At 66.1% G+C, this 22,009-nt stretch carries 19 protein-coding genes and 2 tRNA genes; 12 read left to right on the top strand and 9 right to left on the bottom strand.

Features of this window, described 5'->3' with window-relative positions; all coding sequences use genetic code 11:
• Positions 1–98 precede the first annotated feature (98 nt).
• The 4 genes from U1708_RS15430 to U1708_RS15415 all read left to right on the top strand — a co-directional run bounded on the left by U1708_RS15430 (position 99) and on the right by U1708_RS15415 (position 3,983).
• Positions 99–494: a GFA family protein gene (locus U1708_RS15430; RefSeq protein ID WP_332746701.1), complete on the top strand. Its 396-nt coding sequence runs from the start codon at positions 99–101 to the stop codon at positions 492–494.
• Positions 495–696: 202 nt separating this feature from the next.
• Positions 697–1,026, top strand: a complete 330-nt coding sequence (locus tag U1708_RS15425; protein ID WP_332746700.1) for a UrcA family protein — start codon at positions 697–699, stop codon at positions 1,024–1,026.
• Between the two features lie 188 nt (positions 1,027–1,214).
• Entirely contained in the window at positions 1,215–2,855 is a 1,641-nt protein-coding gene (locus tag U1708_RS15420; protein WP_332746699.1) for an inorganic phosphate transporter, read from the top strand.
• A 180-nt stretch (positions 2,856–3,035) separates the two neighbouring features.
• The gene (locus U1708_RS15415) at positions 3,036–3,983 is read left to right on the top strand and encodes a glycosyltransferase family protein (protein ID WP_332746698.1); all 948 of its coding nucleotides are present in this window, start codon (positions 3,036–3,038) and stop codon (positions 3,981–3,983) included.
• On the opposite strand, the gene U1708_RS15410 is transcribed toward U1708_RS15415, so the two are convergent.
• A complete protein-coding gene (locus U1708_RS15410) occupies positions 3,899–5,155 on the bottom strand; it encodes a glycosyltransferase family 4 protein (protein ID WP_332746697.1) in 1,257 nt (418 codons plus the stop codon). The genes U1708_RS15415 and U1708_RS15410 overlap by 85 nt on opposite strands.
• Positions 5,156–5,332: 177 nt before the next feature.
• Between U1708_RS15410 and U1708_RS15405 the strand changes: the two genes are divergently transcribed.
• Both U1708_RS15405 and U1708_RS15400 read left to right on the top strand, forming a co-directional pair.
• Positions 5,333–7,375, top strand: coding sequence for an HAD-IIB family hydrolase (locus U1708_RS15405; protein ID WP_332746696.1), 2,043 nt, complete (start codon positions 5,333–5,335; stop codon positions 7,373–7,375).
• Positions 7,372–8,229, top strand: a complete 858-nt coding sequence (locus U1708_RS15400) for a glycosyltransferase family 2 protein (RefSeq protein WP_332746695.1) — start codon at positions 7,372–7,374, stop codon at positions 8,227–8,229. Before U1708_RS15405 ends, U1708_RS15400 begins: the two co-directional genes overlap by 4 nt.
• Before the next feature lie 28 nt (positions 8,230–8,257).
• Here the strand turns inward: U1708_RS15400 and U1708_RS15395 are convergent, their stop codons facing one another.
• Together U1708_RS15395 and U1708_RS15390 are read right to left on the bottom strand one after the other, a co-directional pair.
• Entirely contained in the window at positions 8,258–9,358 is a 1,101-nt protein-coding gene (locus tag U1708_RS15395; protein ID WP_332746694.1) for a glycosyltransferase, read from the bottom strand.
• Positions 9,355–10,098: a hypothetical protein gene (locus U1708_RS15390; RefSeq protein ID WP_307084313.1), complete on the bottom strand. Its 744-nt coding sequence runs from the start codon at positions 10,096–10,098 to the stop codon at positions 9,355–9,357. Before U1708_RS15390 ends, U1708_RS15395 begins: the two co-directional genes overlap by 4 nt.
• A gap of 182 nt (positions 10,099–10,280) precedes the next feature.
• Between U1708_RS15390 and U1708_RS15385 the strand changes: the two genes are divergently transcribed.
• Together U1708_RS15385 and U1708_RS15380 are read left to right on the top strand one after the other, a co-directional pair.
• Positions 10,281–11,141 carry a response regulator gene (locus tag U1708_RS15385; RefSeq protein WP_332746693.1) on the top strand — a complete coding sequence of 287 codons (861 nt, stop codon included), beginning with the start codon at positions 10,281–10,283 and terminating at the stop codon, positions 11,139–11,141.
• Between the two features lie 92 nt (positions 11,142–11,233).
• Positions 11,234–12,088, top strand: a complete 855-nt coding sequence (locus tag U1708_RS15380) for an amidohydrolase family protein (protein WP_332746691.1) — start codon at positions 11,234–11,236, stop codon at positions 12,086–12,088.
• Here U1708_RS15380 and U1708_RS15375 read toward each other — a convergent pair.
• From U1708_RS15375 to moaA, 4 genes are all read right to left on the bottom strand, one after another.
• Positions 12,085–13,521 carry a mannitol dehydrogenase family protein gene (locus U1708_RS15375; RefSeq protein WP_332746690.1) on the bottom strand — a complete coding sequence of 479 codons (1,437 nt, stop codon included), beginning with the start codon at positions 13,519–13,521 and terminating at the stop codon, positions 12,085–12,087. The two genes, U1708_RS15380 and U1708_RS15375, sit on opposite strands and share 4 nt — an antisense overlap.
• A gap of 381 nt (positions 13,522–13,902) precedes the next feature.
• Positions 13,903–13,977 (bottom strand) — tRNA-Asn (locus U1708_RS15370).
• A gap of 88 nt (positions 13,978–14,065) precedes the next feature.
• A complete protein-coding gene (locus U1708_RS15365; RefSeq protein ID WP_332746689.1) occupies positions 14,066–14,845 on the bottom strand; it encodes an NAD kinase in 780 nt (259 codons plus the stop codon).
• On the bottom strand, positions 14,842–15,855 hold the full coding sequence (gene moaA, locus U1708_RS15360; RefSeq protein WP_443030061.1) for a GTP 3',8-cyclase MoaA: 1,014 nt from the start codon (positions 15,853–15,855) through the stop codon (positions 14,842–14,844). The genes U1708_RS15365 and moaA overlap by 4 nt, the downstream gene beginning before the upstream one ends.
• Positions 15,856–15,979: 124 nt before the next feature.
• Here moaA and U1708_RS15355 point away from each other — a divergent pair, with 124 nt between their 5' ends.
• The 4 genes from U1708_RS15355 to U1708_RS15340 all read left to right on the top strand — a co-directional run bounded on the left by U1708_RS15355 (position 15,980) and on the right by U1708_RS15340 (position 21,296).
• A complete protein-coding gene (locus U1708_RS15355; RefSeq protein WP_332746687.1) occupies positions 15,980–17,653 on the top strand; it encodes an EAL domain-containing protein in 1,674 nt (557 codons plus the stop codon).
• Positions 17,654–17,660: 7 nt separating this feature from the next.
• Positions 17,661–18,083 carry a YybH family protein gene (locus U1708_RS15350; RefSeq protein WP_332746686.1) on the top strand — a complete coding sequence of 141 codons (423 nt, stop codon included), beginning with the start codon at positions 17,661–17,663 and terminating at the stop codon, positions 18,081–18,083.
• 33 nt (positions 18,084–18,116) lie between these two features.
• Positions 18,117–19,103 (top strand): DUF2891 domain-containing protein, encoded by a 987-nt coding sequence (locus U1708_RS15345; protein ID WP_332746685.1) that lies wholly within the window; start codon positions 18,117–18,119, stop codon positions 19,101–19,103.
• Between the two features lie 78 nt (positions 19,104–19,181).
• The gene (locus tag U1708_RS15340) at positions 19,182–21,296 is read left to right on the top strand and encodes a prolyl oligopeptidase family serine peptidase (RefSeq protein ID WP_332746684.1); all 2,115 of its coding nucleotides are present in this window, start codon (positions 19,182–19,184) and stop codon (positions 21,294–21,296) included.
• A gap of 58 nt (positions 21,297–21,354) precedes the next feature.
• On the opposite strand, the gene U1708_RS15335 is transcribed toward U1708_RS15340, so the two are convergent.
• Positions 21,355–21,609, bottom strand: coding sequence for a hypothetical protein (locus tag U1708_RS15335; RefSeq protein WP_307084335.1), 255 nt, complete (start codon positions 21,607–21,609; stop codon positions 21,355–21,357).
• A gap of 276 nt (positions 21,610–21,885) precedes the next feature.
• A tRNA-Ile gene (locus tag U1708_RS15330) sits at positions 21,886–21,961 on the bottom strand.
• Between the last annotated feature and the right edge of the window lie 48 nt (positions 21,962–22,009).

Here is a 22,009-nt window from a genome sequence, read left to right as displayed (position 1 = left end):
TGAACAGGTAGGGAACGGGGGGCGATGGGGCAAGCGAGTAACGCTTGCGCGGGGCGACGATGCGTGGAACAAGTGAGGAACATTGCAGGGGGACGGACATGCTGGCGGGACGATGTCATTGCGGAGCGATCAGCTATGTCGCGACGGGGGAACCCGAGCATCATGCGCTGTGCCATTGCAGCGATTGCCGACGGAGCGCGGGGGCGCCGATGGTGGGCTGGATCGCGTTCAAGACCGAGCAGCTGACGATCTCCGGTGATCCGGTGACGTATGAATCGTCGACGAACGGCCGGCGGCAGTTCTGCGGACGGTGTGGAACGGGGCTTTTCTACACCAACGCCGAGCATCTGCCGGGGATCATCGACGTGCAATCCTGCACGCTGGACGATCCCGAGGCGGTGGCGCCGGGCGCGCATATCCAGGTGGCCGATCGCTTGGCGTGGATGGCTGACGTGACCGCGCTGCCGGCGTTCGAGCGGTATCCCGGTATGTGATCATACGTCCGAGATAGATTTTCGACGCGTCGTCGGACCGTCGCCGAACCGTCGCGCGGGCGTCATGAAGTGCGCCTAGGGGATGCGCAGCGACGAGGTTCGTCGTCGGAGATGCCACATCCAGAAAGGCGTCCCGACGCGCTGGCGCCGTCGCCCGCAGGCCGAGCCCTGCGGACCGCAGGACCATTTGAGGAACATCATCATGAAGCTTTTCATCAGCGTCGCTTCGGCGGCGATCGTCGGCGCGTGCCTGTTTTCCACGGCTGCGTCGGCGAGTTCCGGGCGCGAGCCGGTGTCGGTACGCGTGTCGCGCGCCGGGCTCGACCTGACCAGCGACGCCGGGCGGACCGCGTTCCAGCGCCGGCTGAGATCGGCGATCGCCAGCGCCTGCCAGCCACGTAGCGGTGGGCTCGACGCGCTCGCCGATGCGCAGCGGTGCCGCAGGGAAATGACCGCGGATGCTGGCGTGAAGATGGCGGTGTTGTTTGGGCGTAGTGGGACGCAGATCGCGAGCATCGGTACGGCTCGGTGAACCAGCGCGCGGCGAACTGATCTTTCGGCGGAGTCGCTGCGACGATCCTCCCCGCAAGGGGGAGGATCGTTAGGGGTGGCGTCCCAAATCAGGGCGAACCATCGCCTGATCTATATCTGTCATAAGATTGTCATCGTAAGGGCCGACTGCACATTCCCATGGCAACCTCCACATTTGCACCCGACGCGATGACGGCTGATTCGGCCGCTACGGCGCCAGCGCTGCACACCGGTCCCAAGCTCGATCATTCGCTGCATCCGTCGGGGCGGTGGATCTTCCTTGCCGTCCTGATCGGCGGGCTGGCCTATGCCGGGTTCAGCATCGCGTTCGACACCGCACAGGTCGGCGAGAGCCTGGCTGGCGGAGCGTTCGCGTTCCTCGCGCTGGCGTTGCTGATCGCGCTCGGGTTCGAGTTCGTGAACGGGTTCCACGATACCGCCAACGCGGTCGCCACCGTCATCTATACGCACTCGATGCCCGCGCCGTTCGCGGTCGTCTGGTCGGGGTTCTTCAACTTCCTCGGCGTGATGCTGTCTTCGGGCGCGGTGGCGTATTCGATCGTCACGCTGTTGCCGGTCGACCTGATCCTGAACGTCGGCAGCGTCGGCGGGTTCGCGATGATCTTCGCGCTGCTGCTCGCGGCGATCCTGTGGAACCTGGCGACCTGGGCGGTCGGGCTGCCCAATTCGTCGAGCCATGCGCTGATCGGCTCGATCCTGGGCGTCGGGCTAGCCAACCAACTGATCAATGGCGGCGGGGCCGATGGGACGTCGGGCGTCGACATGGTCCAGGTCTGGAAAGTGCTCTCCGCGCTCGCGTTCAGCCCGATCGTCGGGTTCGTCGGCGCGCTGCTGATGCTGCTCGTGATGAAGCGGTTCCTGCGCGACAAGAAACTGTACGAGGCGCCCGAGGGCCAGACGCCGCCGCCGCGCGGCATCCGGGCGCTGCTGATCGGCACCTGCACGGCGGTCAGCTTCGCGCATGGCAGCAACGACGGACAGAAGGGCATGGGGCTGATCATGCTCATCCTGATCGGTTGCGCGCCGACTGCCTATGCGCTGAACCGGACGATGCCCGAGAGCGCGATGCCGGCGTTCGTGCAGACCGCGCAATCGGCGTCGGCGGCGTACCGCGCGCATGCCGACGGTGCGCCGGCGGATGTCGGTACGGCGCGTGCGCAGGTCACGCAGGCGCTGAAGACCAAGCACGTCGCCGACCCGGTCATCTATGGCGCGTTGGCGGCGTTGTCGGACGACGTGTCGAGCCGGATCGAGGGCTATGGGTCGCTCGGCAAGGTGCCCGCCGCGGCGACGCCGAACCTTCGTAACGACATGTACCTCGTGCTCGATACGACCAAGCTGATCGCCGAAGACAAGTCCGCGCAGAGCCGCTTTACCGCGCAGGAGATCACGACGCTCAAGAGCTACAATAGCGGGCTCGAACAGGGCACGCGGTACATCCCGACCTGGGTGAAGGTCACCGTCGCGCTGGCGCTGGGGCTGGGGACGATGGTCGGGTGGAAGCGGATCGTCGTCACCGTGGGCGAGCGGATCGGCAAGACGCACCTGACCTACGGGATGGGCGCATCGGCGGAACTGGTCGCGGCGGCGACGATCCTGTTGGCGGTCAAATACGGCATGCCGGTGTCGACCACGCACATCCTGTCTTCTGGTGTGGCGGGCGCGAGTGTTGCCAACGGGGCCGGGTTGCAGCGGCGCACGGTAATGAACATGGCGCTTGCTTGGGTGATGACGTTGCCGGTGGCGATGTTGCTGTCGGGTGGGTTGTATTGGTTGCTGCTGACGGCGGCGCATTCGCTGGGGTATTGAAACTGCTCGCGTCATCCTGACGAAAGTCAGGATCCAGAGCCACGGAAGACATCGCCTGTTACTCTGGATCCTGACTTTCGTCAGGATGACGGGGGGTAGGTTGTACAGGCCGGGTGCGCGGTGCCCGATGCCGGCACGGGGCATGGGAACCGGTTCCCCGCGTTGCGGGTTGCCGGGACCATGCGATTGCGATGCTCGATATGCGGAAACTGGGACTGGATCGCGCGCGACGACTGGTTCGAGTGTAGCCACTGCCGCCTGCTCGTTCGCGACGTGAGCGAGGTCGGTGCGGCGGCGGAGGACATCATCGCGCGGCTCGAACGCGGCATCGTCGATCTGGAGCGCGAGCCGGCCGAGCGCTGGACGCTCGACCCCGCGGGTTTGCGCAACGCGGCATGGCGGTTCGGGTTCGAGGTCGAACCGATCGAAACGACGCACGATGACGTCCGCTTTCCCCCGCATTACCGGCCCGCGCGCGCCCGCCCGATCGCGGCGACGCCGGTACCGCATGCGATCGGCCTCGGAGTCATGGCGCGGCCTGCCGACCTGAACGACATCCTGCAGATCGCAACCGATTACTGCCATGCGTTCGCCCGGATCGTGGTGCTGCTCGACGATACTGAAGACCACGCGCGCGAACTCGCCAGGCGAGTGCCGTGGATCGAGGTCCGGAGCCACCCGCTCGACGGAGATTTTGCGAGCCAGCGCAACCGGTTGCAGGACATTATGCAGACCCAATGGGTGCTGCAGATCGATACCGACGAGCGGCCGGACGCGGCACTGCTGGGTGCGCTGGGCTGGCTGGTCGCGGCGGCGGATCGCGACGGGCTGCGTTCGCTCGGGTTGCCGCGGCGCAATCTCGTCGATGGCGTGCAGTCGGCGTCCTATCCGGACATCCAGTACCGCCTCAATCGCAGCGACATCCGATTTGCTGGACGCGTGCACGAACGGCCGGTCGTGCCGTTCGTCGAGAGTTCGCTCGCGCTAGCAGGGGCGCTCGAACACCGGCTCGACGGCGAGCGGGTGCGCGAACGGACGCGGATCTACGAAGCGATGTCGACGGGCGCGGGCAGGCCGGAGGACGAGGCGTTGCTGCTGGCCCCCTTCGATTCCGTCGCGGTGCGATAGACCGCGATCGTCTGCGCCGCGAGCGTGTCGCGGGTAAACATGCCCGATGCCTTGCGGCTGGCTGCGGCATAGTGCGCGCGTAGCGCTGAGTCCTCGATCAGGCGTTGGATCTGGGTCGCGAGATCGTCCCCGGTGCAATGCTTGGCGAGCAGCCCTGCGCCACTTTCCCCGATGAACAGCCGCGCGCTCGGGTCCTCGGCGCAGGCGACGACCGGGCGGCCGAACATCATCGCCTCCTGATAGACGAGCCCGAAGCTTTCATAGCGCGACGGTGCGACGATTACGTGCGCGGCCTCCATCAGATCGTGAAGCAGCGGTTCGTCGACGCGGTGGTGGCAGCGCAGTCGCGCGCGGGCGGTCGTGGGCAATGCCTTGAGATCGTCCGCGTGTACTCCGACGATCGTCAGGCGGAAATCGCGCATCCCGGCATCGCCACGACGCGCGAGGATCCGCAGCGCCATGATCAACGCGTCGAAGCCCTTGCGATGCTCGTCGCGCCCGACGAACAGAAGCTCGATCGGTCGCCCCTCGATGCCTTCGTCCGGGTAGGTCGCCGCAGTCCCGCGCGCGACGATCTCGGGGGGCAGGCTGAGCCCGATAACCGCGTGCCGGCCGTCCGGGTTCGGCGCCATGACGCCGTATAGCGCGGCGATCTTCTCGCCGTGGAGTTGGGTGTTCGAAATGAGCGCCTTGCTGAACCGCGCGGACAGTTGCTCGGCGAGCATCGCGGCACGTCGATCGAACCGATCGCGAAGGCTTGTGACATCGGCTGCGGAGGTTGCCGCCGGGGTCGAGTTGCGCGTTACGAGCGGGGCTGGGCCGGCAAGCGCGATGGCGAGACCGGGCGCGTACCAATTGGTCGCCTCGATCACGTCGAACGGCTCGCGACGATGCTCGCGCCGCACCGCGCGACGGAATGCGAGCGGAGCGACGGCATGGCCGACAGCCGCGAGCTTGCGGACCCGTGCCGACAGCGATCCTTCGCGCAGACCACAACCGATGACCGTCACGCGCCCATCCCGGTTGGCATCCCCGCTGGCGTCTCGGCGATCCATCGTGAAGACGGTTACGTCGTGGCCGGCACCGGCCAGCGACTGCGCGATCTCACGTGCGGCACGGGTAAGACCGCTCTTCTCGGGAGGATAGGCCCATGTGAGCAGAGCGATCCTCACGCGGCGTCGATCTGCGCCGGACGCATCATGCTGATCTGCATCAATGGCGGGCTTTTAAGTATCATCTGCCCGGAACCCGGCAACCCCGCCGACGGTTCCTCGGATGAATCACAGATGAATGGGGGAAGGGTGTTCGTTCTACATATCGCGTTGCAGGGATGTTTACGCGCAACCGACGTGGAGTACGGAATTACCGCCGATACCGGGGGGCATATCCGGTATTTGCTCGATCTGGTTGCCGCCGGTGGGCGGAACCCGGCAATCGACCGGATGGAAATCGTCACCCGGGCCTTCCATCACGCAGCCTATGCCGAATGCTATGCCGAGCCGATCGAGACGATCGACGGCACTACGCGCATCGTACGCCTGCTGACGGCGTCCGACGCGTACCTGGCCAAGGAAGACCTGTGGACGGAGCATGACAGCTTGGTCGAGGCACTCGTCGCGCACATCGCCACGCTCGACCGCGCGCCCGACGTCATGCACGCGCATTATGCCGATGCAGGACTGATCGCGGCGAGGGTCTCGGCACGTACCGGCATCCCCTATGTTTTCACCGCCCACTCGCTGGGTCGGGTGAAGCGCGCGGCGTTCGATCGCGACTGTGCGGAGACCGCCGGGCTCGATCGTCGCATCGCGATCGAGGAAGAGGCGATTGCCGGCGCGGCGGCGATCATCGCCTCGTCGCGCGATGAGGCCGAAGTCCAATATGCCGATTACGATTCCTATGATCCCGGTCGGATCCGCGTGTTCGCCCCCGGTAGCGACCTAAAGCAGTTCGCGAACTGTCGCAGCGATCCGCGGGTCGATGCGCTCATCAACCGGTTCCTCGACGATCCTGCCAAGCCGGTAATCCTGGCCATCGCACGGCCGGTAACGAAGAAGAACCTTGCGGCGCTCGTCCACGCATATGGTCGATCGCCGTCCTTGCAGGCCGCGGCCAATCTCGTGATCCTCGCAGGGACGCGCGACGACAGTGCGACCCTGGAGCCCGAGATCCGGGACAATATCGCCGAGTTGCTCCAGTTGATCGACCGCTACGACCTGTACGGCAAGGTGGCCTATCCGAAGCAGCACCGGCCGGACGACATCGCCGCGGTCTACGCGCATGCCCGCGTCCGGGGGGGCGTGTTCGTCAACCCGGCATTGAACGAACCGTTCGGACTGACGTTGCTCGAAGCCGCCGCAAGCGGCCTGCCGGTGGTCGCAACCGATAGTGGCGGTCCGAACGACATCGTCGAGACTTGCGGCAACGGTATCCTCGTCGATCCGCGCTCGCCGACCGCGATCACAGATGCGATCGTCAAGATCCTCGACGATCCGGCGCTCTGGTCGCGCTATTCCGCGGCGGGGTCGGTCGCGATACGCGCCTACGACTGGGATCGTCACGTGCAACTCTATGCCGGGTTGCTCGAAGAGGTCGTCGGTGCATCGGTACCGTCGATCGCCGATCGCGATCCCGCGCTGCTTCTCGTGTCGGATATCGACGGGACCTTGATCGGTTGTGCACAAGGCGTCGGCGACTTCGCCGCGTGGCACGAGGCACAGACCGACGTCGCATTCGCTATCGCGACCGGGCGCAGTTTCCACAGCGCGATGGCGGTGCTCGGGCAGCACGATGCGCCGCGTCCCGAGATCCTGATTACCTCGGTCGGTTCGGAAATCTATTACCGGACGGTGCGCGGGGCGGTGTACGACCGCGACACCGAATGGGACGGGATCATCGCCGCGGGCTGGGACCGCGAGGCGGTTGCGGCGCTGATCGGGCAATATGCCGGACTGACGCCGCAAAGCCCGCTCGAGCAACGTCGGTTCAAGCTCAGCTATTTTGCGGACGGCGACATGGCGGCAGCGGAACGCGTTCGCGCGCTGCTCGCCGAACATGGCCATAGCTGCTCGATCATCCAGAGCCATGGCCGCTATCTCGACGTCCTGCCGCATGCCGCGTCGAAGGGCACCGCGGTCGAGCATGTCCGTCGGCGGCTTGGGCTCGAACCGCGCCAGGTGATCGTCGCGGGCGACAGCGGCAACGATATCGAGATGCTGCGATCGTCGCGGCACGCGATCATCGTCGGCAATTATTCCGATGGCCTGGCCTCGCGCGCGGACCTTGCGCATGGCTATGTCGCGGTCGGTCATCACGCGCGCGGTGTGATCGAGGGCGTGGCGTATTTCCGCGCAGCCACCGGGCATGGCGAACGGATCAAGCTGGCATCGTGAGCATCAGCGTCCTGACGCTGGTACGGGGTCGGCGCGCGCACCTCGTCAACCTCATCGCCGGGCTGAACGCATCGACGCGCAAGCCTGACGAACTGGTCGTGGCCTATATGCAGGAGGCGCCGCACGCCGACCTGCCGGCGACCGAATTCCCGGTGCGCGCAGTGTTCGTCGCGGGCGACGAGATGCCGCTGGCCGCGGCGCGTAACCGTGCGGCAGCGGCGGCCGTCGGCGAGCAGTTGATCTTTCTCGACGTCGATTGCGTACCGTCGCCGACACTGGTCGATCGGTATGCCGAAACTGCCGGATCGCCGGGTGGGATCAGGCTCGGCGAAGTGCTGTATCTCCCGGCCGAGGCATTGGAGGGCGGGATCGATTTCGCCATGCTGGACCGGATCGGCGTGCGTCACCCCGCCAAGCCACCGATCGCGACCGACGAAATCCGGCCGACACCAAGCCACGGCGAGCTTTGGGGCCTGTCGTTCGCGATCTCGGCGGCGGACTGGATGCGGGCAGGGGGGATGGACGAACGCTATGTCGGTTACGGCGGCGAGGAGACCGACTTTGCCGCACGGCTGGAGAAGGCTGGCGTGCCGATGTGGTGGGTCGGCGGTGCGCGGGCGTATCACCAGCATCATGTCGTCCATACGCCCGCGTATCAACATTTCGACGCGATCGTCCGCAACGCGCGATTGTTCCATGCGACATGGGGGCGGTGGTGCATGGATTACTGGCTCGGGCATTTCGCCGAGCGCGGTCTGATCGCGTGGGATGCGGACACGATTTCCGTGCTGCGGGGGCCGACCGCGGAAGAGGTTGCTGCGTCGAAGATGCCGCCGGAGATCTTGTTCAGCTGAGATGTGGCTTAACGCCAGGGCGGGGTTTCTACCCCGCGGCCCAGAGTGAAACCGCCAGCCCTTCCAGATAGTCCGCGGCGACCTTGGCTGCATCGGCGTCGTACAGGTCGGCGAGAGCGGCGGGGTCGAGTGCCTTCGCAGCGTCGAGAATACCGCGCCATGGCGCCAGTGCGCCGGGCCATGACGGGAGTGCGATCGCGGCGCCCAGTTCCGCCAGCCGCTCCGCCTTGCGGGTCTGCTCGCCGAAATACCGCCACTCGGGGGCGCAGACGTAAGGCCTGCCTACGCGCGCGATCTCGTGCACGGTGTTGTCGCCTGCCGATGCGATGACGACGTCGGCGGCGGCGATGTGGTCGGTGACGCCGGGGACCCAGCCGAGTTCGACGAGATTGCCGAAGTCGGTCTCATGGCCCTCGCGGTGGACCGGCCCGAGCACCAGCCACAGGGCGTCCGGCACTGCGCGCGCCGCCATCGTCAGCGGTGCGTAAGGAGTCCCTGCGCCGCCACCGCCGGTAAGCACGACGATGATTTCCTTGGTTGGATCGAGGCCGAGTTTCGCGCGTGTCTCGGCCTTGGTCGGAACGGGATCTACGGTAGTGCAAAGGCCGCCTGCGTAGCAGGTGTTGGCACGTACCCAGTCGGGGGTGTCGGCCTGTTCGAGCGCTTCGCCGAATGGGGCGAGCAGGCCGACGCTTGCCTGGTATGCGCCCAAATGACCTGGATCGAGGCGGTCGCCGTGCATGCGAATGCTGATCGCGGGTACGCTCGCGATCCGGGCGAGCAATGCGATCTCGGCCGAGACGTCGACCACGAACAGCGCCGGATCGACGTCGTCGAGGTGATCGACGATCGTCCGCATCGTCGCCCGGGTCTTCGCGACGCCGAGCGGAACGCAGTGCATCACATCGGGCGTGGCCTGCGCGAACAGGCCCGGAGTCGGCACCGGCGCGCCGATCATGTCAGGCAGCGCGGCGATCGTGATCGGTCGCTCGAACCCGTCGAACAGCGACGGCTTGGCGGTCAGGATCGTCACCGCGCGATCGGCCGGCAGTTCGCGGATGATCGCCATCGCGCGATTGGCATGCCCGCGGCCCTGATGATGGATGAAGAACGTGATCGGCTGGCTCATGCCGAACGCTCTACCGGAGCGACGCTCGAAGGCGAATGATATCGACCGGCATAGTCGGCGCTGAGCCCGAACGCCGCCTCGACCTCGGGATCGAGCCACGCGGTGATATGCTCGGCATCGGCCGGTGCGAGTTCGGGGTACGACGTGGGTACGTACGGCGCGTAACCTTGCCCCTTGTAGCTGGTGATGGGGACGAAGGTGTCGCGGTAGGCGATGCCGGTCACCGTGCCGAGCGCGGTAAGGAACGCGGCGGGATCGCGCGTGAAGGCATCGTAGCCCAGCAACGCCACGTTGTGCGCGCGATCGGTCAGGGACGACCAATGCCGCAGCTTCGCGGTACGCTTGGCGATGCAATTGGCGAAACGTTCGCCGGTCTCGGGATCGCGCTCGTGCAGCATCTCGTCGCCCTGCATCGGATGCCCCGGCTCGATATGGCCGAAATGGTCGTCCCAATAGCTGTGCCAGCGGCTGCGAATGAAGGCGTCGAACGGTTGCGCCTTGAGGTCGGGATGTGCGTGCCAGGGCTGGCGGTGCAGGCTGCGGGCCCAGTCATACGCATCGCGCGCCACGACCAGCACCAGCGTATCCTTCACGAACAGCGTCTGCGGCGGCACGAACCAGTGCTTGAACCCGAACGCCTCGGTGATCTCGGCACCCGGCATGTTCGCCTCGATCGTTCGCGTGACGATGTTGGTGCCGCTGCACCGCTGTCCATAGATCTGGATGCGCGTGATCGGCACGTCACCGCGCTTTATAATCCGGAGGCCGGGTAAAGGCCGATGCCAGTTCAACGGCTTGACGGGCGGTTTGGAAGCGATCGACATAGCGGATTGCCGCTAGCGCCGACTGGGGCTTCGTACAACCATCTCACCGTCGTACGGCCTTGGTCCTGCCGATGGAGCGACCGTCCGCATGCGGAAACATGCGGGACAAACGTCGGGTCCACGCGACCGGCATGATCGCGAACCATCACGGCTTGCCCGGCCCTGCTTCGTACGTTCCCCATGAGAACGCCTTTGCCACCACCGAGGCAGAGCGCCCGGACGGCGCGCGGATCGTCGTCGTCGACGATGATCCTGGCCTGCGCGCCTTGCTCACCGCGTTTCTCGTCGATCACGGACTTCTGGCGGAGGCGGTGGACAGCGGGGCCGCACTGCGCACGCTACTGCGACGGTCGTCCTGCGACCTGGTCGTCCTCGACATGATGATGCCGGGCGAGGACGGGCTGTCGGTGCTCCGGACGCTCGTGCGGGATGCCACCGCGCCCGCCGTCATCATGTTCTCCGCGCTGGGCAGTGAAGTGGACCGCGTCGTCGCACTCGAACTGGGCGCCGACGATTACGTGACGAAACCGTCCAGTCCGCGCGAGATCCTGGCGCGGATACGCTCGGTATTGCGACGGCGGGGCACGCGTCCAGCGACCGTGGAGGCCAGTCACGTCGCGGACGGCGCGCATTCGGGCTCGTGCGACGTTTTCGCGTTCGCGGGATGGACGCTCGATTGCCGGATGCGCGTGCTTCATGCGCCGGACGGGGCGGTCGTCCGGTTGACCGACGGCGAGTATCTTCTGCTCCACGCCTTCGTCTCCGAGCCGCAGACGGTCCATTCGCGCGACGACATGATCGCGCGGTCGGGGCGTACCGAGAGCATGGCGCGCGGACGGACCATCGACGTCAACATCAGCCGATTGCGCCGCAAGCTGCTGGCGTTCGACCCGACCGAGATCATCCGGACGGTTCGCGGCAACGGCTATGTCTTCATGCCGACGGTCGTACCGAGGTAGCCCGCGGACCGCGACGCGATTGCTGCACCGGCACGCACGCGGTAGATTCTGCGGATGCAGACATTCCCGCCCCTCGATAGACGTACCGCACCATGACCCGCGCCGTGACCCGCATCGACGCGCACCAGCATTTCTGGTCCTATGCGCCCGCGGCGTTCGATTGGATCGATCCCGGCAGCGTGCTTGCGCGGGATTTCGTCCCGGACGATCTGATGCCGTTGCTCGACGCTGCGGCGATCGACGGTTGCATCGCCGTGCAGGCATGCCAGTCCGATGCGGAGACAGACTGGCTGCTCGATCTGGCGGCGGCAAACCCGCGCATCGTCGGCGTGGTCGGCTGGATCGATCTGCGCGCCGACGACGTGGTGCAGCGGCTTCAGGCTCGCGCCGCCTCGTCCAAGCTGGTCGGTTTTCGGCACGTCGTCCAGGACGAGCCGGACGATGCATTCCTGCTGACTCCTGCCTTCGTTCGTGGGGTCCGTGCAGCCCTGGAGCAGGGCTTCAGCTACGACATTCTCGTCAAGCCGCGGCAGGCGATCCATGTCCGTCGATTTTGCGATGCCGTTGCGGCAAGCCTTTCGGAGGCTCCACGACTGATCCTGGATCACGGTGCCAAGCCGGATATCGCGCAGGGTGGCTGGCAGCCATGGGCCGACGCAGTTGCCGACATGGCGCAGGTGCCGTCGCTCTATTGCAAGATATCCGGCCTCGTGACGGAAGCGGACCACGCGACATGGACGGGGGATCAGATCGCGCGGTACCTCGATCATCTGCTCGCTTGCTTCGGTCCTGATCGCCTGATCTTCGGGTCCGATTGGCCGGTGTGCAGGCTTGCCGCCGAGTATCGCCGGGTCGTCGACCTGATCGAGGACTTCGTCACGCGCGCCTGCCCAGGTGCGCGTGACGGGATCTTCGGTGGCAATGCGGCGACAGCCTATCGTCTCTAGCGCTCCACGTCGGACCATTCGCCGCGGCCGATCCGCTCCGCGGCGTCGGCGATGGCGGAGCGGGCGGCAACGTCGTCGCGGAGTTCGGCTGGGAAACCTAGTCCGGCATCGACGAGGCGGGCAACGACATCGGCCGGCGTGCCTTCCCGTGCGGCGGCCGAGAGACGATCGCCGGCCGGGTCTACGATCGCCATATCCTCCCGTGCGCGTCGGATCAGGAAGGCGACCCATGCGCCGAGCACGGTCACGATCCCGGTCGGCATCCGCCCCGCCCGGCGGTTGGCGATCAGCGTATCGCCGAGCCGGTATGGCAGCTTTTGCGAGCCGTCCTGCGCGATCTGGTCGAGCCGGTGGATGATGACGGGATTGCGGAACCGCTGGAGCACGGCGGCGCGGTAGGCATCCAGATCGAAACCGGGAGTGCGCGGCAGCATCGGGATGACGTCGTCGCGGATCATCGCATCCACGAAGCGGGCAAGCGCTGGGTCGGCCATCGCGTCGGCTACGCTCGCGGCACCGCGCAACAGTCCGATATAAGCGAGCGTCGAATGCGCGCCGTTCAGGATCCGCAGCTTCGCCTTCTCATAACTGGCGACGTCGCTGGTGATCGTCGCACCCACCGCGGCAAGATCGGGGCCGAGCGGGGCGCCGATGTCCTCGATGACCCACTGCGCGAAGGACTCTCGCTGAACGGCGGCGAGATCTTCGAGGCCGATCGCTTCGGCGACGCTGTCGTACAGCGCGCCATCGGAGGCTGGTGTGATCGAATCGACCATCGTCGACGGGACCCGCACTTCGCCGTCGATCCAGTCGGCCAGTCCCGCATCGCGCGCCTTTGCGAACGCGACGAGTGCGGCATGAAGTTTGGCACCGTTGTTGGCGAGATTGTCGCACGGCATCGGCACGAACGGCGCTATCCCGGCGTCTCGGCGAGCGGCGAGGCCAGCGACCAGCCACCCGACGAGGCTGCGCGGTGTCCCGCCACCGGCGAGGTCCTGCGCGATGTCGGGATGCGAGAGGTCGAGCGTGCCGTCGGCTGCGAGGCAATAGCCCTTCTCCGTGACGGTCGACGTCGCCAACCGGATCGCGGGATCGCCGAGCAACGCCAGCGTCTCTGCGGCATCGTCAGGGCCCAGGAACCGGCGATGCGCGCCGATCACGCGGTTCGAGGACTCAGCGTCGCGGATCGCGAGCGTGTAGAGGCCGTCCTGCTCGGCAAGCGCTGCGACGGTCCCTTTGCTGCGCATCGACACCGCAGCGATCCCCCAGCGCGGATCATGCCCCAATACCGCGTCGATATACGCCGCCTGATGCGCGCGGTGGAACGCTCCCGGCCCGAAATGCACGATACCGACCGTCGGCAAGGGTCGGCTTCGCGGGCTTTCGATCGTCGATGGCAGCTGGTCCAGCGTCGCGTGATTAAGTCGTGTCAAAGCGTTACCCCGAAATTCCGAATTGCGATTTGCGTCCGTCGCTGCGTCCCGCACCGCGTCTGCCGACTTTGGCCTTTAGGGAACGGCCGTGTCTACGGCGTTCGCACTGACGTTCCCAGTCGCGTGGCAGGCGGGACCGATTATCTGCCCTTATGCCTGGGTCAGCGTCGGCCGGATGCGACTACTCAAGGGCAGCAAAGCCAGCGCCGTATTCCAGCGTGGTCGCGAATGCGATCGTCGACAGGCCGAGCTTGGCATGGCCGTCCGTGCGGAAAATATCCGGCGTGAGCGGGTCATCCGCGCTTACGATATGGGGACATGTTCACGCTTCGCGCGAGCCGGCACAACAACTTAGACCCGGCCATTTCTACAATGGCGGGGTGGCTCCCTGAGTAGGATTCGAACCTACGGCCACTCGATTAACAGTCGAGAGCTCTACCGCTGAGCTATCAGGGATCGTTGCCGGAGGCGGCTCTATAAACGGCCAGTCGGGCGATGCAAGCAGGTTTGTTTGAAAAAGTGAAAGTCCGGGACGAACCGCGGGTCAGGCGACGAACTGTTCCATCGTGATGCGGTCGTCGAGCGCGTGCTCGGGATCGAACAGCAATGTGAGTTCGCGGGCGCGGTCCATGCAGATGTCGACCTGGGCTACGTCGCGGATTTCGCGCTGGTCGGCGACTGCGGAGACGGGGCGCTTGCCGGGGTCGAGCACGCGGATGCGGATCCGCGCCTTGTCGGGCAGGATCGCGCCGCGCCAGCGCCGTGGGCGGAACGGGCTGATCGGCGTCAGCGCGACCATGCCCGAGCCGAGCGGCAGGATCGGGCCGTGTGCGGAGAGGTTGTACGCGGTCGAGCCGGCGGGCGTTGCGACCAGGATGCCGTCGCAGGCGAGTTCGGCAAGGACGATGCGATCGTTTACCGTCACTTCTAGGTTGGCGGTTTGGCGTGTCTCTCGCAGGAACGAGACTTCGTTGATCGCGGGCAGCGTGTGCGTGCGACCGTCGACGCCGATTGCCGTCATGCTGAGCGGGATGACCTTGAAGGGTTTTGCACGCTCCAACCGGTCCGTGAGGCCGTGGTGGCGCCATTCGTTCATCAGGAAGCCCACCGTACCCAGGTTCATCCCGAACACGGGGACGGGCGGCTTGCGGCGTTCCAGCATCGTGTGGAGCGTCTGGAGCATGAAGCCGTCGCCGCCGAGCGCGATGACGACGTCCGCGTCCTCGACGGGCACCCACTCACCCATGTCGGCGAGTTCGGCCTGGGCGGCACGAGCGGGCGGGGTGTTGGACGCGACCAGCGCCCGCCGCTCGTACAGGCTCATCCGCCGGTGACGCTCATGTGCCGCGCGACGGCGGGACCTTCGCCCTGGCCGATGCGGAAGTCGTGCGCCTTGGGCTTGGCGAACAGGCCGGCGTCGATCGCTTCGTCTAGACCGGCGGTGCCGCCCTCGCGCAACGCCGCCTTGAGATCGACCTGATCGTCATGGCCGAGGCACATGTAGAGCTTGCCCTCGGTGGTGAGACGGACACGGTTGCAGCCGTCGCAGAAATTGGCGGTCAGCGGCGAAATGAGGCCGAGCCGGGTCGTCGTGCCGTCGACGTTCCAGTAGCGTGCGGGGCCACCGGTCTTGTGCGCGTCGCGGGCCAGCGTGAATTGCTGGCCGAGGTCTTCAAACACCTTGGTCAACGGCAGGAAACGATCGGTGCGGTCCTCGTCGATCGCGCCCAAGGGCATCGTTTCGATCAGCGACAGGTCGAAGCCCTCGTCGCGGCACCAGGCGAGCATCGGTGCAATCTCGTCCTCGTTGAAGCCCTTCAACGCGACCATGTTGATCTTGATCGCTAGCCCCGCGTCCCGTGCGGCGTAAATCCCGCCAATAACCTGCGAAACGTCGCCATGGCGTGTGATGTAGCGGAAGCGTTCGGGATCGCGGCTGTCCATACTGACATTGACGCGGCGGATCCCGGCATCGACCATCGCTTCGGCATGCTGCGCAAGGCGCGTGCCGTTGGTGGTCATCGTCAGCTCTTCCAAGCCCGAACCGATGTTGTGGCCGAGGCGCTGGACCAGTTCCGCCACATCGCGACGAACCAGAGGCTCACCGCCTGACAGGCGGATCTTGGTGACGCCGCGCGCGATGAAACGCTCGGCGATGATCGCGATCTCTTCGAGGCTCAACAGCTTGCTGCGCGGCAGGAAGGTCATCTTTTCAGACATGCAGTAGCGGCAGCGCAGGTCGCAGCGGTCGGTCACCGAAATGCGCAGATACTTGATCGTGCGACCATGCGTATCGCGCAAAGGCTTTTGCTCGAGGGTTGGTGCCATCGTCATCCCCTCCGAGCTAAGACGTGACTGTCCCACTAACAAGGCCGGATCGGCTGGTATTGGATTGGCGCGCGGCGATGCGGCGGCTAGGCTCGCACCGATGGAGCGGGGTGCGACGGATATGGAAGACATGCAGATGGCAACGACGCTGTTCGCGGTATCGTTCCGTCAACATGATGAGATCGCGGAGATTTTGGCGAGCGCAGGAGCCGGTGCGGGATGGCGGGCGGCGGTTGCGAACGATGCCGACGAGTTGGAGCGACGATTCCTCGCCAGCAGTGCGGCGGTGGCGCTGATCGATGCGCGCGGTGCGCTCGACGACGGACTGTCGGCGACACGCAGGCTGGGTGGGATCGTCGCCACCAACGGTGCCGCGTTGCTGGTGCTGGTGTCACGCAGCGACGTCGAGGCGATCGGCGAATTCTTTGATGCCGGCGCGACGCAGTTCCTCGCCAGCCCCGCCAGCGATGGCGAACTCGTCCAGGCGCTGCGGTTCGCGGGGCGTTACGCCGCTCGTGCATCCAGCGGCGCGATCGATCGGCGCGCGATACCGGGCGCTTCGCCGTTCGACAGGGAGACCGGCGAAGCGCGGCGCTGGATCGTAGGGCGGATCGCCGAAGAACGTCCGGTGACGGTGGTGCTCGTCGCGCTGTCGCGGCTCGATATCGTCAACGCGGCGCATGGCCGGCCTGCGGTGGATGAACTGATCGAGGCTGCGGTGCTGCGGGCGGAGACGGTCGCGCGTGGGGCGATCGGCGTCGATGCGATGGTCGCGCGGCTCGGCGGGTCGGAGTTCGTGCTGGTGATCGAGGCGGCGGGGGCGGCGGTGACGGCCGCGATCACCGCACTCGATGCGGCGCTCGCGCGGCCGTTCGCGGTGGCGAATACGCGTGCCGTCCTTGGCTGCCGCTTCGGTGTGGCGCAGCGCCAGCCGGGCGACGATGCGGCGGCGTTGCTGCGTCGTGCGAGCGAGGCGCTGGCCGAGGCGAAGGCGAGCGACGGATCGGTGCTGCACGTCGCCCTGCCCGACGGGGTCGCGCCGATCGACGCGCTGGCGATCGACCTGCACCATGCGATCGAGCGCGACGAGATCGACCTGCGTTGGCAGCCACAGGTCGAGATCGCGAGTGGCAAAATCACCGGGGTCGAGGCCTTGGCGCGCTGGAATCACCGGACACTTGGGCCGCTAGGTGCGGATACGCTGTTCGATGCCGCCGACCGGGCCGATCTGGGCATCGCGTTGTCAGACCATATCCAGCGGCTGGTGCTGGCGCGGGCGGTTGCATGGCCGGAGGCGCTGGGAACGTTGCGCGTGTCGCTGAACCTGACGGCGGCGGATATCACGCGGCCGGGGTTCGGCGCGCTGTTCCTGGCGCGGATCGACGAGAGCGGGTTTCCGCGGGGACGGTTGACCGTCGAGATTACCGAGACCGGGCTGATCGAGGACCTTGCGGCGGCGGCGGCGTTGCTCGCGGAACTGCGCGGGGCAGGGTGCCGGGTGGCGATCGACGACTTCGGCACGGGCTATTCGAGCCTCGCCTATCTGAAGTCGCTGCCGCTGGATTACGTGAAGATCGACAAGGCGCTGGTGCGGGACATCGATGGCAGTGCGCGCGACCGCGTGGTGGTGGCCGGGGCGATCACGATGGCGCGTTCGCTGGGACTGGCGGTGATCGCCGAGGGCGTCGAGCGGCCCGCGCAGCTCGAATTGCTCGCCGCGGGCGGGTGCAGCCTGTACCAGGGCTTCCTGCTGTCCGAACCGGTGGGTGAGGCGGCGTTGCTGGAATTGATGGCGCGGGAGTGACGAACTGATGCGACGCACGATGCTACCCCTCGCGATCATGGCGATCGCCGCGCCTGCGATCGCGCAGACGCCGGCCGAGATCGCGATCCGCAAGGCGATGGAGACTAGCGCGGCGGGCTGGAACGCTGGCGACCTCGCGCGGTTCATGGACGTCTATGCCGAGGATGCCGTGTTCGTGACGCCGAAGGGGTTGCTGCGCGGCAAGGAGGCGATCTCCGCCAAATACCGGCCGAGCTTTGGCGGGACGGGCAATGCGCGCGGCAAGCTGTCGTTCGCGTTCCTGGAAATGCGGGGGCTGGATCCGGCGCATGTGATACTGTTCGCCCGCTGGACATTGACCGGACCGTCGACGAGCGAATCCGGCATGACGACGCTCGTGATCGAGCGGCGGGGCGCGGTGTGGAAGATCATTTCGGATCACAGCAGTTGACCGGATGTCCGACGAACGATTTGGGATGACGCGATGACACATGCGCTCGACCGCGCGACCGCGGCGCGATTTGCCGGGCTGACGCTGGGGCATCTGACCCGCGAATGGCCGTACAAGCTCGACCAGGTACTGGACGGGCCGAGTGACCTGGCGCTGCCCAAGACGTTGCATCCGGTGTTTCACGGCAGTTTCGACTGGCATAGCTGCGTCCATGGCTGGTGGCAGGTGATGCGGCTCGCCCGGCTGTACCCGGACATGCCGGAAGCCGCGGCGGTCGAGGCGCTGGCGGATCGGATGCTGGTGCCTGCGTTGGTCGCGGGCGAGGTGGCCTATCTCGATCGGCCGGGGACGGGCGGGTTCGAGCGGCCTTATGGCTGGGGTTGGCTGCTTGCCCTGCATGACGAACTGGCGCGGCGGCCCGACCGGCCCTGGGCGGTGGCGGTCGAACCGTTGGCGCGGGCATTTGCGGCTCGGTTTGCGGCGTATTTGCCGAAGCTCGTCTATCCGGTGCGGAGCGGGAAGCATGATTGTACCGCGTTCGCGCTCGTCCATGCGCTGCGCTGGGCGCGGACGCATGACGCGTCGTTGGCCGTGCTGATCGAGACGCGTGCGCGGGACTGGTACGGCGACGATCGGGATTGCCGGCCGTTCGAGCCAAGCGGGGAGGATTTCCTGTCGGCGACGTTGTGCGAGGCAGCGTTGATGAAGGACGTGCTGGGTGGCGATTTCGCGCCGTGGCTGGCGGCGTTCCTGCCCGACCCGTTCGGTCCGGCGACGGCTTGCCTCCGCGCGCCGGCAATCGTCAGCGACCGTTCGGACGGCCGCCTCGCGCATCTCGATGGCGTGAACCTGTCTCGCGCGTGGTGCTGGCGGACGATCGCCGACGCTTTGCCCGAACCTGAAGCTGCCCGCGCGGTCGCCAACGCGCATCTGGCCGAGGCACTGCCGCACCTCGCGGACGATTACATGGGCGAGCATTGGCTGGCGACGTTCGCACTTCTCGCGCTGGAGGCCGAGTGATCGCGGTTGGCGGGAGAGAAGGGGTTAGCAGAGCGGGCCGGGCTGCCTAAGGTCGCATCATCGAACGAAAAGAGAGTGATGATGCAAAGACGCCTGCCGTTCCTGGCCTTGCTGGCCCTTTCGACGACGACGCTGGCGCAGACGCCGGCCCCCGCTACCGATCCGAACCTGTACCTTGAGGATATCCACGGCGCGCGTGCGCTCGATACGGTGAAGCGGTGGAACACGCGGTCGCTCGCCGCGCTGGAGGCGAAGCCTGGTTATGCGCGCTATCGCCAGCGCGCGCTCGACCTGTTGCAAGCGGATCGCCAGATCGCGACGCCGGACCAGATCGTCGGCGATCAGGTGCTGAACCTGTGGCAGGACAAGACGAACGTGCGCGGCCTGTGGAGGGTCGCGTCGCTGGCGTCGTTCAGCAGCGGCAAGCCGGCGTGGCGGACGCTGATCGACGTCGACGCGCTGGGCAAGGCGGAGGGCAAGAGTTGGGTGTGGAAGGGCGCGACGTGCCGGTCGCCGTCTTACGATCGCTGCATGGTCGCGCTGTCGAACGGCGGTGGCGATGCGGTCGAGGAGCGCGAATTCGATATTCCCTCGGGCAAGTTCGTCGCGGACGGCTTCGTCGTGCCGAGCTTCAAGACCCGGCTGAACTGGGCGGGTCCTGACGCGATGTATGTCGCGACCGATTTCGGTTCCGGCAGTCTTACCAAGTCCGGCTATCCACGAACGGTGAAGCGCTGGCAGCGTGGAACGCCGCTTGCGTCCGCGACGATCGTCACGAGCGCGATGCAGGACGATGTCGGGATCGACACCGATGTCTACACCGAAGCTGACCGGCGTTACGCGGTCGTCTCGCGCAACGTCGATTTCTTCCATTCGAAGCGGAGTCACGTCGCCGACGACGGACGGCTGGTGCCGTCCCCCTTGCCCGACGATGCGGTCTTGAACACCGTGCTCGACGGTTGCCTGATCGCTACGCTAGCCTCCGACTGGCGCGGAATCCCGAGCGGCTCGGTGGTGGCGTACGGCATCGCCGACGTGCTGGCGGGGCGTGCACCGACGATCGAGCGCGTGTTGGTGCCGACCAAGACGCAGGCGGTAGAGCAGGTCGATTCGAGCAGGTCGGTGCTGTGGGTCAAGATGCTCGACGATGTCTCGGGGCGGCTGGTGTCGCTGACGCGCGGCGCGGACGGCGTCTGGACGCAGCGGGTCGCGGCTCTGCCTTCATCGTCGACGATCCACCTCGATGCGACTGCGGCGAAGGACGACGTTGCGTTTGCGATGGTCGAGAGTTTCCTCAGCCCGCCCGCGCTGTATGCCGTCCGCCCCGATGCAAAGCCGGTCGCGGTCGACACTTTGCCCGCGCGGTTCGATGCGTCGACGATGCAAGTCGAACAGCGGTTCGCGACCTCGAAGGACGGCACGAAGATCCCGTATTTCCTGGTGCGCAAGAAGGGCACGACCGGGCCGGTGCCTGCTCTCGTCCACGCCTATGGCGGCTTCCGCAACGCGCAGACGCCGACCTACCTCGTCGATCAGCCCTATCGGTCGGGTCCGGCGGGACTGTTCTGGGTGGAGGAGGGCAACGCGTTCGTGCTCGCCAACATTCGCGGCGGCGGCGAGTACGGGCCAAGCTGGCACCAGATGCCACTGCGCGAGAACCGGCAGAAGGCGTATGACGATCTGCATGCGGTCGGTGACGACTTGGTGCGGACCGGCGTCAGCGCCAAGCGGAAGATCGCGGTGTCGGGACGGTCGAACGGCGGCCTGCTGGTCGGCGTGGCGATGGAGCAGCGCCCGGACCTTTACGGTGCGATCGTGATGGGATCACCGCTGCTCGACATGCAGCGTTACTCGCATCTGTCGGCGGGGGCGTCGTGGATCGGGGAATATGGCGACCCGGACAAGCCCGCGGACTGGGCGTTCATTGCGCGATACTCGCCATATCAGAATTTGAAGCGCGGCGTGGGATACCCGACGCCGTTCATTTATACCTCGACCGAGGACGATCGCGTCCATCCCGGTCATGCGAGAAAATTCGCGGCGCGGTTGGAGGCTTATGGCGACCCGTTCTTCTATTACGAGAACCCCGAAGGCGGCCATGCGGCGGGTGCCGACAAGATCGAGGATGCAAAGCGCGCCGCGCTCGTCACGGTGTATTTGAACACGCAGCTCGGCACCGGTGCCATCCGCTGAATGTCGCGTACCGAAATGCGGTACGAATGGGCCGGTGCGTTAGCACCGGCCCGAACGATCAGTTGCTGTCCGAATCGTCGTCGTCGCCGTCGATCGCGAGATACAGCGCGCCGCCTACGGCGACTGCTGCGAGTGCGACTACGATGAGGCCACCGTCAGCAAAGTTGTTCTTCTTGACGGTCGCCGTGCCTGCGCGAGCCGACTTCGCAACCGACAGGCTGCTGACCGAGCTGGTCTGTGCGGCGGTAGCGGCGACAGGTGCGGCGACGAGCGCCAGGCCGGCCGAAGCCATGGCCAAAGATTTGATAAACATTAAGCATCTCCCGTAGCTACGACGAGGATCGTCGCAATCCACGTAAATGCCTGTACCTGACACTTTGTTCAGAAACATCGAAAATCTACCGACTATCGATCATTTAGCGCAATTCGCTGTCTAAAGCACGTCAAGTCGCTGTCACGCGAGTTCGTTTACAGAATCTTAACTACACATCCGTTCGCGGATGGATGTTAAGTGTCATTAAACATTGAGGAATTCAGCCGTGCGCACTTCGGTGCAACCGATCTCGTTCTCGCAGTATCGGGGAAGGGTTGGTGGGCCCGGCAGGAATCGAACCCGCAACCTAGCCGTTATGAGCGGCCAGCTCTAACCGTTGAGCTACAGGCCCCACCGGCGCCTGCGTTAGCGCAAGCGGACATCCCGCAAAAGAGCGCAC

The sequence above is a fragment of the Sphingomonas arabinosi genome, from assembly GCF_036663715.1.
Lineage (GTDB): Bacteria > Pseudomonadota > Alphaproteobacteria > Sphingomonadales > Sphingomonadaceae > Sphingomonas.
Note: the sequence above shows the minus strand (reverse complement) of the source record. Positions and strands in the feature narration are given on the sequence as shown.

What these genes read in the sequence shown, in the direction of transcription:
- U1708_RS15430 (WP_332746701.1), top strand. Translation starts at nt 99, where the DNA reads ATGCTGGCGGGACGATGTCATTGCGGAGCGATCAGCTATGTCGCGACG.
- U1708_RS15425 (WP_332746700.1), top strand. Translation starts at nt 697, where the DNA reads ATGAAGCTTTTCATCAGCGTCGCTTCGGCGGCGATCGTCGGCGCGTGC.
- U1708_RS15420 (WP_332746699.1), top strand. Translation starts at nt 1,215, where the DNA reads ATGACGGCTGATTCGGCCGCTACGGCGCCAGCGCTGCACACCGGTCCC.
- U1708_RS15415 (WP_332746698.1), top strand. Translation starts at nt 3,036, where the DNA reads ATGCGATTGCGATGCTCGATATGCGGAAACTGGGACTGGATCGCGCGC.
- U1708_RS15395 (WP_332746694.1), bottom strand. Translation starts at nt 9,358, where the DNA reads ATGAGCCAGCCGATCACGTTCTTCATCCATCATCAGGGCCGCGGGCAT.
- U1708_RS15385 (WP_332746693.1), top strand. Translation starts at nt 10,281, where the DNA reads ATGCGGGACAAACGTCGGGTCCACGCGACCGGCATGATCGCGAACCAT.
- U1708_RS15380 (WP_332746691.1), top strand. Translation starts at nt 11,234, where the DNA reads ATGACCCGCGCCGTGACCCGCATCGACGCGCACCAGCATTTCTGGTCC.
- U1708_RS15365 (WP_332746689.1), bottom strand. Translation starts at nt 14,845, where the DNA reads ATGAGCCTGTACGAGCGGCGGGCGCTGGTCGCGTCCAACACCCCGCCC.
- moaA (WP_443030061.1), bottom strand. Translation starts at nt 15,855, where the DNA reads ATGACGATGGCACCAACCCTCGAGCAAAAGCCTTTGCGCGATACGCAT.
- U1708_RS15355 (WP_332746687.1), top strand. Translation starts at nt 15,980, where the DNA reads ATGCAGATGGCAACGACGCTGTTCGCGGTATCGTTCCGTCAACATGAT.
- U1708_RS15350 (WP_332746686.1), top strand. Translation starts at nt 17,661, where the DNA reads ATGCGACGCACGATGCTACCCCTCGCGATCATGGCGATCGCCGCGCCT.
- U1708_RS15345 (WP_332746685.1), top strand. Translation starts at nt 18,117, where the DNA reads ATGACACATGCGCTCGACCGCGCGACCGCGGCGCGATTTGCCGGGCTG.
- U1708_RS15340 (WP_332746684.1), top strand. Translation starts at nt 19,182, where the DNA reads ATGATGCAAAGACGCCTGCCGTTCCTGGCCTTGCTGGCCCTTTCGACG.
- U1708_RS15335 (WP_307084335.1), bottom strand. Translation starts at nt 21,609, where the DNA reads ATGTTTATCAAATCTTTGGCCATGGCTTCGGCCGGCCTGGCGCTCGTC.